Origin of the sequence: Bifidobacterium sp. ESL0800 (assembly GCF_029395355.1) — a bacterium.
Lineage (GTDB): Bacteria > Actinomycetota > Actinomycetes > Actinomycetales > Bifidobacteriaceae > Bifidobacterium.
Genome location: NZ_CP113913.1, coordinates 1,523,888 through 1,537,970, shown reverse-complemented (window position 1 = coordinate 1,537,970; position 14,083 = coordinate 1,523,888). Strand labels below are relative to the sequence as shown.

At 55.5% G+C, this 14,083-nt stretch carries 9 protein-coding genes and 2 tRNA genes; 9 read left to right on the top strand and 2 right to left on the bottom strand.

Going from position 1 to position 14,083, the window contains the following annotated elements; genetic code table 11:
• Positions 1 to 267 precede the first annotated feature (267 nt).
• A complete protein-coding gene (locus OZX75_RS06055; RefSeq protein WP_277145763.1) occupies positions 268 to 1,734 on the bottom strand; it encodes a glycoside hydrolase family 30 protein in 1,467 nt (488 codons plus the stop codon).
• 377 nt (positions 1,735 to 2,111) lie between these two features.
• On the opposite strand from OZX75_RS06055, the gene OZX75_RS06050 reads away from it, so the two are divergent.
• The 9 genes from OZX75_RS06050 to OZX75_RS06010 all read left to right on the top strand — a co-directional run bounded on the left by OZX75_RS06050 (position 2,112) and on the right by OZX75_RS06010 (position 13,030).
• Positions 2,112 to 3,428, top strand: coding sequence for an ABC transporter substrate-binding protein (locus tag OZX75_RS06050; RefSeq protein ID WP_277145762.1), 1,317 nt, complete (start codon positions 2,112 to 2,114; stop codon positions 3,426 to 3,428).
• A gap of 66 nt (positions 3,429 to 3,494) precedes the next feature.
• Entirely contained in the window at positions 3,495 to 4,736 is a 1,242-nt protein-coding gene (locus tag OZX75_RS06045) for a glucuronyl esterase domain-containing protein (protein ID WP_277145761.1), read from the top strand.
• Between the two features lie 40 nt (positions 4,737 to 4,776).
• Positions 4,777 to 5,685: a carbohydrate ABC transporter permease gene (locus tag OZX75_RS06040; protein WP_277145760.1), complete on the top strand. Its 909-nt coding sequence runs from the start codon at positions 4,777 to 4,779 to the stop codon at positions 5,683 to 5,685.
• A gap of 2 nt (positions 5,686 to 5,687) precedes the next feature.
• Positions 5,688 to 6,695, top strand: a complete 1,008-nt coding sequence (locus OZX75_RS06035) for a carbohydrate ABC transporter permease (protein WP_277147463.1) — start codon at positions 5,688 to 5,690, stop codon at positions 6,693 to 6,695.
• Positions 6,696 to 6,808: 113 nt separating this feature from the next.
• Entirely contained in the window at positions 6,809 to 9,169 is a 2,361-nt protein-coding gene (locus OZX75_RS06030) for an alpha-L-rhamnosidase-related protein (protein WP_277145759.1), read from the top strand.
• A gap of 154 nt (positions 9,170 to 9,323) precedes the next feature.
• A complete protein-coding gene (gltX, locus tag OZX75_RS06025; RefSeq protein ID WP_277145758.1) occupies positions 9,324 to 10,847 on the top strand; it encodes a glutamate--tRNA ligase in 1,524 nt (507 codons plus the stop codon).
• Positions 10,848 to 11,231: 384 nt separating this feature from the next.
• A tRNA-Glu gene (locus tag OZX75_RS06020) sits at positions 11,232 to 11,304 on the top strand.
• Positions 11,305 to 11,346: 42 nt separating this feature from the next.
• Positions 11,347 to 11,418 (top strand) — tRNA-Gln (locus tag OZX75_RS06015).
• 274 nt (positions 11,419 to 11,692) lie between these two features.
• Entirely contained in the window at positions 11,693 to 13,030 is a 1,338-nt protein-coding gene (locus tag OZX75_RS06010) for a metallophosphoesterase (protein WP_277145757.1), read from the top strand.
• Between the two features lie 139 nt (positions 13,031 to 13,169).
• On the opposite strand, the gene OZX75_RS06005 is transcribed toward OZX75_RS06010, so the two are convergent.
• Positions 13,170 to 13,994 carry an IclR family transcriptional regulator gene (locus OZX75_RS06005; RefSeq protein WP_277145756.1) on the bottom strand — a complete coding sequence of 275 codons (825 nt, stop codon included), beginning with the start codon at positions 13,992 to 13,994 and terminating at the stop codon, positions 13,170 to 13,172.
• Positions 13,995 to 14,083 lie beyond the last annotated feature (89 nt).

Sequence of the window (14,083 nt, the reverse complement as noted above, 5' to 3'; positions counted from 1 at the left end):
TACCGACGTGCTCTGACCGGCATGTACATTGTTCGACACGCTCCGGGCCGAACCGTGAAGCAGACAGCCCAGTGGGCTGTCTGTAGGTTCGGTGAGCGCGATGTATCGAGCGCGAAGGCAAAATCTTTGATTTTGCAGGCCGAGTCTTTACGGTCGAACAACGCACATGCCGGTCAGAGCGCTCTACGTTGAGTGGGTTTGGTAAGCGAATATGATGAGGCGCCGCCTCCCTCTGGATGGGGAGCCGGCGTTTCGTGCTGTCAGCGGCTAGAAAATGCGCTCGTCGTGGTCGTCGGCGGGGTGCGGGGTGTAGGTGATCTTGAAATCATCGTCGGCCGGGGCGACGCTGACGTTGATCGGCGAATCCGAGAGGTGGAAGGTCACGGTGCCGTAGGCGGGGACGGTGACGTGACGCCAAGCTGCGCCTTCGCCGGCGAAGGTGAGGGCCGCTTCGATCGGTTTTTCGGTCGGGTTGTAGAGGAACCCGGCGAAGCCGCGACCGCCTGGCTCGATGAACGCGACGGAACCCAGCCCGCCGTGCCGTCCGTCGCCGGTGTGGCTGGTCGAAGCCACGCGCCGCGAGCCCGGCCGCACGTCCTGCCCGAAGTTACGCAACATGAAGTACTCGAGGTTGCGCTTGACCTTGCCGGTCTTCGAATCGATGGTGATGACCCCGCGACGGCCGCGCGTCTTGGCGTAGCTCGGGAATCCCTGCTCGTCCAGCGCGATGTTCCACAGATTGATCAGCCCGACATTGTTGCGCACCAGGCCGGTGCCGATCTCGCCGAACATCACGTGGCTGGCCTCGTCCGCCGTCTCGTCGAGCATGCAGCGGCGCTCGCTCATGCAGGCCTTCCAGCCCGGGAACTGGCGGGTGCCGTTGAGCACCCACTTGGGCAGGCCGGAGTAGGTGTGGAAGGCGACGCCGGCGAAGCATTGGGCCTGGGCCGGGGTCATGTAGTCGCTCACCGGGCGCTGGAAGAAGCGCAGCCCGTCGTCGCCGAAGTAGATCTCGACGTCCGGGAACGTCTCGTCCAGGCAGGGACGCAGGTATTCGCTGCCCCACTTCGTCAGTTCCTCCGGCGTCCAGATGGACATGGGCCATTGCGGGGAGTTGCTCGGCTCGTTCTGCATGGTCACCGAGGCGATGGGAATGCCGTAGCTGGCGTAGGCGGCGATGAATTTGACGAAATACTGCGCGTAGACGTAATCGATGGTGTCTTGCCTGCGGTAGCCGTTGCCGCAGAACTCCCCGAGACGCAGCCTGCCGTCGCCTTCGAACTTGCGGTTGGTCTTCATCCAGGCTGGTGGGCTCCACGGCGAGGCCATTACCTTGACGGCCGGGTTGATGGCCATGATCTCCTGTAGCACCGGGATGACGTTTTTCAGGTCCTTGGTGGCGTCCGCAGCGCCGGGTTCGCCAGAACCGATAGAGAAGTAGTCGAGGTTGCCGTCGGTCCCGACGCCTTCCGGGAGATCGTCATAGCTGTAATACTTTTGGCTGGAGAAATCGCAGGAGCCGATGGAGATGCGCACCGACGAAAAACCGCCTTGAGACGGGCTGAACATCTCCTCGAGAATGGCGTGGCGCTGTTCGGCGTTCATGCTGTGCATCAAAAGAGAGGCGCTGGAATCGGTGATGGCCGCGCCCGCGCCTTCCCACATCTGGTATTGGCGCGTCGGGTCGACGACCACGGTGGTGGCGTCGCCGGGTTCGCTAGTGGGTCTGCGCATTATAAGCGGTTCTCGCCGTTGCGTTAGGTCACCGCTTGTCGCGGTCCAATACTCATATGGCCATGGATTGCCGATTTTGTTTGTCGTGTTCACTGGATGCCTTGCTTTCGTATTATTGCATGCCGTTTATGCTCATTAGTCTAAACGTCTTTGACTTTGGCAAAGAATCTCTTTGCGGTCTCTTGCCTTCCGATTCGTGAACACCATGCCGCATTTGACTCTCATTGCGTGTTTCAGCGTAGAAAGCAGCATATTGCAAAAGGTGGCAACAGACCTTTGCCGATTTCATGTCTACTTATAGTGAAGGTATCAGGCGGAGATAATAACACAAGGGTTGTTATGCACCTGAAATAGTAACGAAGCTATAAAGGAGAAAAATGAGAGTGAAGAATGCATTTCGTGCAGTGTCTGTTTCGCTTGCAGTTGGATTGTTGCTTTCTGGATGTGGTTCTGCCCAAAAGGCAAGTTCGACTACGCAGATTACCGTTTGGTCGTGGCCTCCGATCATTAAGCAGATGGTCGGACCCTTCGAAAAAGCGAATCCGAATATCAAAGTTAAACTGCAGAATGTCGGCACAAATACGAAGGAATACACGGCTATTAATAATGCGCTTCAAGCGGGTTCCGGAGCGCCTGACGTGGCAGGAATTGAATATTATGCCTTGCCGGAATATGCATTGCGTGGGGCGCTTTCGAATTTGAAGCAATTCGGTGCTGATAAATTCCATGCCGATTATACGACTGGTTCATGGAACCAGGTAAGTTTCAATGATGGCGTGTGGGGTATGCCTTGCGACGGTGCTCCGCTGCTTTATATGTATAACAAAGAAGTCTATGATAAGGCCGGTGTGACAGAGGCTCCAAAGACCTGGGAGGAGTTCTACCAAGCCGCTAAGAAGCTTAAGGCTGCGGGTTCATATATCCTCAGCGATGGCGGAGACGGGGGAATGTATGATTCTCTTCTTTGGCAGGCAGGTGCCAAACCCTACAGCATCTCTAAAGACGGAAAGAAACTGAGCATCGATCTGACAAAAGATTCGAAGGCGCAAAAGGTACTTAATTACTGGCAGCGTATGCTCGATGAACAATTGCTTGACACCAAGACAAAAGCATGGTCCGACGAGTGGACGAGAAGTTTCGGTGACGGCAGTGTCGCCAGTGCCATTCAAGGTTCTTGGATGATGGGAACCATCGCTTCGAATCCGCAGGCGAAAGGCAAGTGGAGGATTGCTGAAGTCCCTCAGTGGAACGAGGGCGATCACATCAACTCTGAAAATGGCGGTACAAGCTATGCCGTTCTCAAGTCCAGCAAACATCAGGAAGCCGCATGGAAATTCGTTGAATTCGTCTCTCACAGCAAGCAGGCTCAACATGTCGAATTGATCAGCGATCAGAATCATACCCCGACCCTGAACCCTCTGCTTAAGAGCGAAAAATACATCAAGGAAGGTTACCCCGCGCTTAAGGGTGTGTTCGGCGATCAGAACATTCCTGAAGAGATAGCCAAAGCGTCTTCGCATGTCGTGCGAGGATATCAGAACCTGCCATATGAAGTGTATGCTCGCAGCGTCTTCCCTGATACCGCAGGTGCCGCTTATACCGGTACCGAAACCCTGGCCAAGGGCATTGGGCAATGGCAGGATCAGCTGGTGAAGTACGGAGTGAAGCAGGGGTTCTCGGTAAACGGAAAGTAGCTTCGTTTTTGGTGTGACGTTGTCTGTGTACCTATTTGGCCAGTCATACTGTACGGGAGGATTTTCATGACTGATTATATTGGTTTGATGCCTGACGCTTTGATGACCCCTGATGGCAAGAGGGTGGGAACGACGGCACAATGGCCCAGACAACGTCAGCTACTGCTCGATTTGCTTTCGCGTTGTTTCTATGGGACGATGCCTGAGCCTCCGAAGGAGATTCACGAAGGCACGGTTCCTGTGCCTGCGGCGATGCGCGCTGCGTTGCTTTCATGCTCGGAGAGTACCGATGCGAGTTGCTTTCATCTGACCATGGGGCCGGATGATATGGTTCGCATCGATGTGGTAGTAGCTTATGACAAGGCTGCAGGTGCCAAGCCCGTTCCGGTTTTGGTTCCCTGTCCGTCAAGTCTGTTTTCTCTGCAGTCGTCAAGTGTGGACGACCTGAAAGTTTTGGTTGAAGGGGTCTTGCGCGTCGGTGCCTGCTTCGTTGGAGTGTGTACGGATATATCTGCGCCGGATGATTCTTCGAAATTCGACAGTTGTATTCTACGACGTGCCTATCCGGACTGTTCCTGGCGCATGCTGGCCATGTGGGCATGGCAGATAAGCCGTGTCATAGACTGGATTTCACGCTATGATCAGTTCGATGTCCGACATCCTGTGGCGTTAGGGCATTCCCGCTATGGCAAGGCCGTGTTATGTGCTGCTGCGTTTGACGATCGCATTGTCGCCGCTGCTCCGTGTGCTTCCGGCATCGGGGGCATGGGTGCGTTACGCTTTGACGGGAATCGTTTTGGGGTCGGTTGCGGCGATAAGCATGAACATATTGAAGATATGTTGTCGCTCCGCAAGTTCCCTCATTGGCTTCTGCCATCAGCTGTCGGATTTGGCAGACGACGCTTTGAAAATGCTGATCAATCATTGATGAAGCGTCTTGGTCCTTGGCTTATGCAACCGGTTTGTGAGGATTCGGATAGGTCGTATCCCTCCGCGTTTGACCCCTCTCAGGTCTTTATCGACGCCAATCTTATAGGTGCGTGTGTTGCTCCAAGACCTCTTTTCCTTGCTGAAGCGCTTGATGATGAGTTCTGCAGTATGTTCGGCACTCAGCTGGCGTGGGAGGCTACCGCAGATGTGTACCGATTCCTCGGTGTCCCTCAGCGGTGTGCCATCCACTACCGGGAGGGCGGCCATGCGCTGACTGAACGAGATTTGGCGACTTCGTTGTGCTTTATGTTGAATCGACATGACGGGAATTCTGCTTCTGATTGGCATGATGCTGTCAGGGGCAACTGTCTGTCATGATTTTATTTTAAGAAAATACCCTTTTAAGTGGTGAGGAAAGATGATGCCTAAGACGGCAGTATTAGAGGTCCCAACCAACAAGCACCACGCCGATTGGCGTGGATGGAAGTTTTTGTGGCCGTTTGTGTTGGTGTTCCTGTTTGTGTTCATTATACCGATTATCTATGCGATTTACCTGTCGTTCTTTGAAGCGAAGATGATTGGCGGCACGGTATTCATAGGTTTTTCGAATTATATCCAGTTGTTCCACGATGGGCAGTTTTGGAGTGCGGTCTGGCGAGTGGTCAGATTCACTGCCGTTCAGGTTCCAATCATGCTGTTTTTGGCGGCGTTGCTTGCCTTGGCTCTTGATTCGTTGAAGCTTCATGGGATGAAGTTCTTCCGCATATCGACATTCTTGCCATATGCGGTTCCGGCTGTGGTCTCCACAATGGTCTGGGGATTTATGTACGGTGCCAAGTACGGGCTGGTCGGAAGCCTGAATGCATGGATGAACATGCATCTGGATATGTTGTCTCCGAATCTGCTGTTGACTTCAATCGGCAATATCATGACTTGGGAATTCACCGGCTACAACATGCTTATTTTCTATTCCTCGCTTTCTACAATCCCACGCAGCCTTTACGAGGCGGCCGCGATTGACGGTGCGTCGGAATGGTGGATTATCAAGAGCGTCAAACTGCCGGAGCTTCGAGGATCTTTGGCGATTACCGTGATATTCAGCATTATCGGTACGTTCCAGCTCTTCAATGAGCCGAGCATCATGCAAAGCATGGTTCCTGGTAACGTCATCACGACGTATTGGACTCCGAATATGTACGCATACAACCTGAGCTTCAGCGGTAATCAGAGCAACTATGCGGCAGCCTTGGCAATCGTGATGGCAATCATCACTATGGTGTCGGCGTATGCAGTGCAGCTGGGCAGTATGAAGGAGCAGATGAAATGAGCATGGCGGATGAGCGGATCAAATCCGATAAAAGATTGTCGACCAAAGAACTCAGGGCAAGAGAGCGTGAGGCAAAGAAGAAGGAGAAGGCCCGGCAAAAGCTTGTTGCCGAGGACGAGGCAGCTGAGCGCAGGCGTTCGGCCGAACACGGGTTCTCGAATCCAGCGAATCCGAAGCGGAGCCTGTTGCTGACTTTGGTGTGCGGCATTTTCGCCGTATACTGTCTTTTCCCGTTTTTGTATTTGATTATCAATGCGACGAAAACCCAGGGAGATTTTACTTCAACGTTCGGTTTGGGGTTTGGTCATACGTTTGCGTTGTGGGACAATCTCAGGGAGGTGTTCACTTATCAGGATGGTATCTTCGCGCGCTGGCTTCTCAATACTGTGATGTATGTGATAGTCGGTGCTGGCGGAGCCACACTGTTGGCGATTATGGGTGGATACGCGTTGGCAAAGTTCCGTTTCCCGGGCAGAAAAGCCGTGTTCGCGGTTATCATCGGTTCAATCAGCGTGCCTGGTATTGCGTTGGCCGTTCCTCAGTTTCTGTTATTTGCGAAGCTTAGCCTCACTAATACGCCATGGGCAATGCTCATACCAAGCCTGATCAGTCCGTTTGGTCTGTATCTTATGTGGATTTTCTCGGAACAGGCCGTACCGACCGAGCTGTTGGAAGCGGCACGCGTGGATGGCGCGGGTGAGGCTCGTACGTTCTTCACTATCGCGTTGCCTCTGTTGGCGCCAGGTATCGTCACTACGGCTTTGTTTACCATCGTGGCGACATGGAATAACTATTTCCTTCCTTTGATTATGCTGAAGGATTCTAATTGGTACCCATTGACTATCGGGCTCAATCAATGGAAGGACCAGGCTTCGACGGCAGGAGGTCACGCCATCCAGAATCTGGTGATTACCGGGAGTTTGGTCACCATCATTCCGTTGGTGGTTGCATTCCTGCTTTTGCAGAAATATTGGCAATCCGGTCTGGCCGCCGGTGCTGTTAAGGAATAGCGCAAGTAGCGTGGGTTCGAAGCCCACGCTGCTTTAATGTTGTTGAAATGGCCATAATGGGAATGCGGAATTCGTTGATAAACAGATCAAGTTTGTTGAGGTAAAGCCTGACAATGGTATGTCATGTGAATAGCGGTTGGATTTGGACGGCCAGCACGGATGTGGCTTGGCAGAAGTCGAAAGCGGTTTTCGCGGATTTCAGAAAGGTTTTCCTTCTTGACGCACTTCCAGCGAGTTGCAAGGTCAGGGTGTGCGCCGATTCACGCTATAAGTTATATGTCAATGGACGGTTCGTTGAAGCTGGTCCGGAAAAAACGGATCTGAATGTTCGCCGGTACGATGAAATCGATATCGCCCCGCGACTGCAGATCGGCAGAAATGTCATCGCCGCGATCGTACTGCATTATCCTCTGGAAGGCCCGGGAAATTACAGTGTAAGTACCACTCCAACACCAGGCTTTTACTTGAAGGGTCGGATTGCCTCCGCAACAGGTACCACGTGCGTTTTGGATACGGATGCCTCATGGCGCTCGCGGATAGAAGTTGGGCGAACCATCGTAAGCGAAAATCCTTTCTTTTCCCCATTGCAGATTATGGAAAGTTGTACCCCCGAGAACGATTCGATGAATTGGCTGTTGGACCGCAGGCAGAATACTGCGGGTTGGGCGCAATCGTATGAATACGCGGAGGATGAATTATCTGCACTTCTGTTGCCGGAAAAGCTCCGGCCCCGCAGGATTCCTTTCCTTTTGGAAATCCTGCAGAAGTTCGTGCAATCAGATCGTTTGCCGTTACGGATTGGGAAAAACACCGAGAAGGAATTCGTTTTTGATGCCGGTGAGCTTATGACAGGGTTTGTCGATCTCGGTATTGCTGGGGGTTCTGGCGCTGAAATCAGCATTTTATATTCTGAAGGATTCGCGAAATCGGTGCCTGAACATCCAAAGACCTTTGAAGAGCGTCCGATAAAAGGTGACAGAACCGATTGCGAGCACGGCGTATTGGCCGGCTATCAGGATTGTTATTATCCGATTGGTGCAGGCTCGCAATCCTGTCCTGAAACATATGAGCCGTTCTGGTTCCGTACCTTCAGATTTGTGCGGATAAAAGTGAAGACAGGCGACAGCCCGGTTGACATATTGAGGTTTGATTACCGATTGACGCAATATCCGCTTGAAGTGCAAACATCCGTTGATACGGGAGTCGGTGTGTTGGGCGACATCTGGGACATGTCTTTGCGTACCCTGCATAGGTGCATGCACGAGACATATGAGGACTGTCCTTTTTATGAGCAATTGCAGTATGTGATGGATACTCGCAGTGAGGCTCTGTATACGTATTCGGTTGCAGCCGATGACAGTCTTGCGCTACAGGCAATTGACGCGTTTTCCCATTCCGTTGGCGACGATGGGTTGCTTAATGCGTGTTGGCCCAGCAGAACGGAAAATGTCATTCCCGGGTTCTCCATATATTACATTGCGCTTTTATATGATCATATGATGTATTTTGGCAATCGGGTTTTACTGCGTCGCAATATGCGCGTTGTCGATCGTATCCTTGGGTTCTTCCATAAGAACTTGGATGAAAACGGGCTGGTCGCAAGAATAGGGAATATGGGTACGGACGGCTCTCATTGGTCATTTGTTGATTGGGCGCCTGAGTGGGATTCGACTCGTGGCGTGCCGCCGGCCTTTGCATCGGGACCATTGACGCAGGAAAGTCTGATGTATGTCTGGGGCTTACAGCTGGCTTCACGGATTGACGATTATTTGGGAATCGATGATAAGGCACGACAATATCGTCAATGGGCAAAGGATACGCAACGAGCGGTCAATGCCCATTGCGTCAATGCGTCCGGTCTTTACACCGACGGGCCGGGATCTTCCGATGTGAGCCAGCATTGTCAGGTCTTTGCTGCATTGACGGATACCTGTGATGTTGAGCGCGCCAGGAAATGTCTGGAAACAACTTTGGACTTTCCGCATCGTTACGCGCAAAGTTCCGTTGCGATGTCCTTATATCTTTTTGAGGCATTGGAAAAGGTGGGTTTGTATTCACGTACCAAGCGACTTTGGAAACCATGGAAGGATATGCTTGCGAATCATCTGACCACCTGTGCCGAAAGCAATGATGAGCCTCGTAGCGATTGCCATGGATGGTCTGCTCTTGCGTTGCATGAGTTTCCGTCTGCCATATTGGGGGTTAAGCCCGGTGCCCCCGGTTTCCGAACCGTCCTGATTGCGCCTCATTGGCTGGGTTTGAATGATGCAAGCGGAAGTGTGGCTACGAATATGGGCCTCGTTCATGTTTCATGGTCGATTCGGGTCGAGGGGCGTACCAAAGTGGCCGACGTGCGTTGCGTCGTACCTAGAGGCATGAAGGTCATTTTCCGGCAACCCAGAGATCCCGAGGTTCAGAAAACCGTATTCAGGTATCAGCATTCGGATTCTGGACGGTTGCCTCTGGACGATTGATACTCTCCTGTTCAATGATGTTTCTTTCTGTGATCATGAAGTTGCTGTTATATGGTTTACGGTTCTTATGGCGATTCTTGATGACTGTTGTATCGCGAGATTATTGTTACCCGGATTTTGCCTTCACGTCAATCACGCGCGGCATAATGGAGATATGACTGAAAACGCAACTGATTCACGACCTGAACTGCCCAAAGACGTTCGTGTTCGCTTCTGCCCGTCGCCCACCGGCACCCCGCACGTCGGCATGGTGCGCACCGCCCTGTTCAACTGGGCCGAGGCGCGTCACACGCACGGCACCTTCGTCTTCCGTATCGAAGACACGGACAACGAGCGCGATTCCGAGGAAAGCTACAACCAGATCATCGAGGCCCTGAACTGGCTTCACATCGATTGGGACGAGGGCATCAACGTCGGTGGTCCTGACGGCCCGTACCGCCAGTCCGAGCGCGGCGATATCTATAAGGATGTCGCCCAGAAGCTACTCGACGCCGGCTTCGCCTACGAATCCTATTCCACCGCCGACGAGATCGAGGCGCGCAACGTCGCCGCAGGCCGTCCCAAGGCGTTCGGCTACGACGGCTACGACCGTAACCTGACCGAGGAGCAGAAGGCCGCCTTCCGCGCTGAGGGCCGTAAGCCCGCGCTGCGCGTGAAGATGCCCGACGAGGACATCGCCTTCGACGACCTCATCCGCGGCCACATCGAGTTCAAGTCCGGCTCCGTGCCCGATTACGTCATCGTGCGTCCCAACGGCGACCCGCTCTACACGCTCACCAACCCGGTCGATGACGCGCTCATGCGCATCAACGTCGTGCTGCGTGGCGAGGACCTGCTGAGCTCCACGCCGCGTCAGGTCGTGCTCTACCGCTACCTCATCAAGCTCGGCATTGCCAAAGAAATGCCGAGCTTCGGCCACATGCCCTACGTCATGGGCAAGGGCAAGAAAAAGCTCTCCAAGCGCGACCCGGAGTCCAACCTCTTCCTGCATCGCGACAACGGCTTCATTCCCGAGGGGCTGCTCAACTACCTGGCGCTGCTCGGCTGGTCGATCGCGCCCGACCGCGACGTGTTCAGCATGGACGAGATGGTCGAGAAGTTCGACATCCGCGACGTCAAGGCCAACCCGGCCCACTTCGACATCGACAAGGCCATCTCCATCAACGCCGAGCACATCCGTATGCTTGGAGCCCAGGACTTCCTCAACCGTTCCGTGCCCTACCTGCACCGCGACGGCGTGGTTTCCGCCGATTCGTGGGATAAACTGACCGACCGTGAGCGCACGATCCTGACGGCCGCTGCGCCGCTGGTTCAGCCGCGTGTGCGTCTGCTGGGCGAGGTCGCCGGCATGGCAGGCAGCCTTCTAAGCGAGGCCGAATACATCGAGCCCGCCGACGACGCTCGGAAGACACTCAAGGATTCCGCCCCCGAAGTACTCGACAAGGCCATCGCCGCGCTTTCCGATGTCGCCGAGGCCGATTGGAAGACCGACAACCTCCACGAAACGCTCAACAAGGCGCTGGTCGAGGACGGCGGTTTCAAGCCGCGCCTGGCGTTCGGCCCGGTGCGCGTGGCCATGTCCGGCCGCCGCGTCTCCCCGCCGCTCTTCGAATCCATGGAGATCGTCGGCAAGCCGTTGACGCTCGCCCGTCTCAAGGGCCTCAAGCAGCACCTGTAAAGCCGTGTCGCTTGCGACTTCCCGCTAGGAAGCCGACCACAAAAGTCCGTTTACCAGCGTCAATCTGCTAAATGCGCATTGTTGCTGCTGGTAAACGGACTTTTAACGTGTTTAAGGTGCGGTTTCCAGCATCAATCTGTTTGGCGTCCATGTTGTTGCTGGTAAACGGACTTTTGCGTGCGGTTATGTGCTGTTTGCCAGCATCAAGCCCAGGTCTCAGGACTGGCGGTTTCACCATGTCGTATGTCGTATGCCGTATGTCGTATGCCCGGAAACGGCCGCCTGCGTTCGGCTTCAGGCGAAGTCAACACGCCGGGTTGCGCATGGCCCAGGTTTTCGCTAGACTATTCATTTGTTGCCTTGGGAAGGGCAGCGATAAGTTAAGCCTCCATCGTCTAGCGGTCTAGGACTACGCCCTCTCACGGCGCCAACACCGGTTCAAATCCGGTTGGAGGTACGAAGTGCTATAGTTGCTAATCGGCTACAGCACCAAGCCAATTGGGGTATGGTGTAATTGGCAACACGGCTGATTCTGGTTCAGTTGTTCTTGGTTCGAGTCCAGGTACCCCAGCAAAGATGCAGAAGCCTCGCAGCTTAACGGTTGTGGGGCTTTTTCCGTACCTACGGTTATCGCTCTACGCCTGCGCTTCGCCGTCGCCTTGCTGGGGATATCGGGGATATCGGAGGTGCCATAGACCCGGCGTGTCGCCAAGGCTGCCACGCGGTGCAGGGCGTCGGGTTGTCAGGTCGGGTTCGGCGCGGTAAGTTGGTTATGCAATGCGGGATGGCGTGATGTCATGGGCGACATCACGACGTAACGCTTCAAACAGGCAAAAGGATAGGTAATGGCTGGATTAACGCTTGCGGACAGAGCCGCTTCGGATCTTTCGAAACCTCGTATTCGTCCTGTCGACCCCGACGATATGCGGCCCGTTTCCGTCTCCGCCCGCCTTGGCCGCCTGCAGTTCCACGATTCCGGCAAGTTCCGCGTCCTGGTGTTGGCGGATATCCAGGACGGGCCGAAAGTGAACAAAGACACCATCAAGCTCATCGAGGCGGCGCTCGACAGCTCCCGTCCCGACATCGTCATTTTCTCCGGCAACCAGATCGCCGGTTACGACCAGGCCTATGCCAAAACCTTCCGCAAGCGCACGTGGACACCGCAGAAATGGCCGATGGGCGCGGCGGCGACCAGCCAGCGCGACACCGAACTTGAGCACACCCGCGAGCTCGTGCGCCAAGAGATTTCGCAGTTCCTCTCCCCGCTGATCGAGCGTAGGATTCCGTGGGCGGTCACCTACGGCAACCATGATTTTCAGTGCGGGCTTTCCTGCGCGGAGCTCGACGAGATCTATCGCGAATTCCCGGGTTGCCTCAATCCCGAGCCTCCAATCAAGCGTTCGGACCGTCCCCGCAAGCAGCCCGGCAGCGGCTTGCCGGACCAATACATCTACCCTTGCGAGGCAGGCACATTCCTTTTGCCTGTCAGTGAAGACCGTAAAAGCGATAGCGTGCTTGGCCTCGTGGTCTTCAACTCCGGCGATTACGGCAAGCTTGGCGGCTATGGCGCGCCGAGCCAGCGTGCGCTCGATTTCCTCAAGGTCGCCCCGTCGCTGATTGGTGCCAAATCGATGGTATTCCAGCATATCCCTGTACCGCAGTATTACGATTTACTGAAAGAGGTCCCGGCCACCGCCGCACACGCCGTAGAGGGCTATCGCACGTTTGCCGGCCACAATTACGTCATTGACGAGAATAAGACACTGCCCGGCAGCTTCCTCGGCGAGGGCATCAGCTGCCCCGATACCGACACCGGCGAATTCGACATTTTGAAGTCGGGCGACGGCTATTTCGCGCTGCTCGCCGGCCATGACCACCGCAACCGTTTCGTCGGTACCACCGACGGGCTGACGCTGGTTGCCACACCGACCTGCGGCTTCGGCTCCTACGGCCCGGCCCCGGCTCAGCGCGCCGCGCGTCTGCTCGAATTCGACATCCGACACCCCTACGAGCCGCGCACCCAGCTGCTCGAGTTCGGCGATCTGGTCGGCAAGGCGAGTTCCGGCAAAGCCTACACGTACGCCCTCAACGGCACTCCCGACGCTGCGAAAGAAGGGACGAACCTCCTTCGTCGCCCGCGCTTGCTTGCCCAGATCCTGCGCAAGATGCATCTGAAGAAGTGAGCCGAGAAGCCGGCAGTCAGCCGCGCTGCTGCGGGTTGAGCCGAGAAGCCGCCGGTTGAGGCGGAATATACGAAAATCCGGATAACCGACATTCCAATCGATTATCCGGGTTTCGCATTGAACGTGTGTTGGGTGTCGGCTATCTTCCGGCGCTGGCCTTCATCAGCGCGTTGGTGAGGTATTTGCCGCCGGCCATCACGTACGGGGCGTAACGGCGGCCCGGCGAAGGGCCCATGCGTCCGGACGGCCCGGAGATGGAGATTGCGGCGATGACCTGGCCGGAGGAATTGCGGATCGGCGCGGAAACCGAGCAGACGCCTTCCTCGCGTTCGTTGACCGAATCGGCCCAGCCGCGGCGGCGCACGGTCGCCAGCGTGGAAGTGGTGAATTTGGCGTGGCGCAGGCCCTGATGCAGCCGTTCGGAATCCTCCCAGGCGACGAGGATCTGCGCGGCGCTGCCGGCCTGCATCGAAAGCATGGCACCCACGGGGATGGAATCGTGCAGCCCGCTGGCCCGTTCGACGGCGGCGATGCAGACGCGTTGGTCGCCCTGGCGGCGGTAGATCTGCGCGGATTCGCCGGTGCGGTCCAGAAGCGTCTGGAGGATCGGCCCGGCGGCGGTGAGCAGTCGGTCTTCGCCGGCGGCCGTGGCCAGTTCGGCGAAACGCGAGCCCAGGATGAAGCGACCGTGCTGGTCGCGCAGCACAAAGCGGTGGCGTTCCAGCGCGATGGCCAGGCGATGCGCGGTAGGCCGTGCCAAACCGGTGGCCGCGACGAGTTGTCCTAATGTGGAAGGCCCGCTTTCGAGGGCCTCGAGAATCTTGACGGTCTTATCGAGGACCCCGACCCCGGAATGAATCTCGTCATGAATCGCAGCATGATTCGAATTTTGAGTGGTATTGCCGGTTGCTTGGGGCGCGCGTAAGGTCCGCGCCGCTTGGGGATCCTTCGATAATGAGTCCATACATGAATATTATACAGTGGGGTCTATCACTGTATCCATCTCAAAATATGAAACAAAGTTGTCCATATTGTTGACAGACGCCGATACTC

Excerpts from the sequence above, each read along its gene's own strand:
- OZX75_RS06055 (WP_277145763.1), bottom strand. The coding sequence starts at position 1,734 with ATGCGCAGACCCACTAGCGAACCCGGCGACGCCACCACCGTGGTCGTC.
- OZX75_RS06050 (WP_277145762.1), top strand. The coding sequence starts at position 2,112 with ATGAGAGTGAAGAATGCATTTCGTGCAGTGTCTGTTTCGCTTGCAGTT.
- OZX75_RS06045 (WP_277145761.1), top strand. The coding sequence starts at position 3,495 with ATGACTGATTATATTGGTTTGATGCCTGACGCTTTGATGACCCCTGAT.
- OZX75_RS06040 (WP_277145760.1), top strand. The coding sequence starts at position 4,777 with ATGATGCCTAAGACGGCAGTATTAGAGGTCCCAACCAACAAGCACCAC.
- OZX75_RS06035 (WP_277147463.1), top strand. The coding sequence starts at position 5,688 with ATGGCGGATGAGCGGATCAAATCCGATAAAAGATTGTCGACCAAAGAA.
- OZX75_RS06030 (WP_277145759.1), top strand. The coding sequence starts at position 6,809 with ATGGTATGTCATGTGAATAGCGGTTGGATTTGGACGGCCAGCACGGAT.
- gltX (WP_277145758.1), top strand. The coding sequence starts at position 9,324 with ATGACTGAAAACGCAACTGATTCACGACCTGAACTGCCCAAAGACGTT.
- OZX75_RS06010 (WP_277145757.1), top strand. The coding sequence starts at position 11,693 with ATGGCTGGATTAACGCTTGCGGACAGAGCCGCTTCGGATCTTTCGAAA.
- OZX75_RS06005 (WP_277145756.1), bottom strand. The coding sequence starts at position 13,994 with ATGGACTCATTATCGAAGGATCCCCAAGCGGCGCGGACCTTACGCGCG.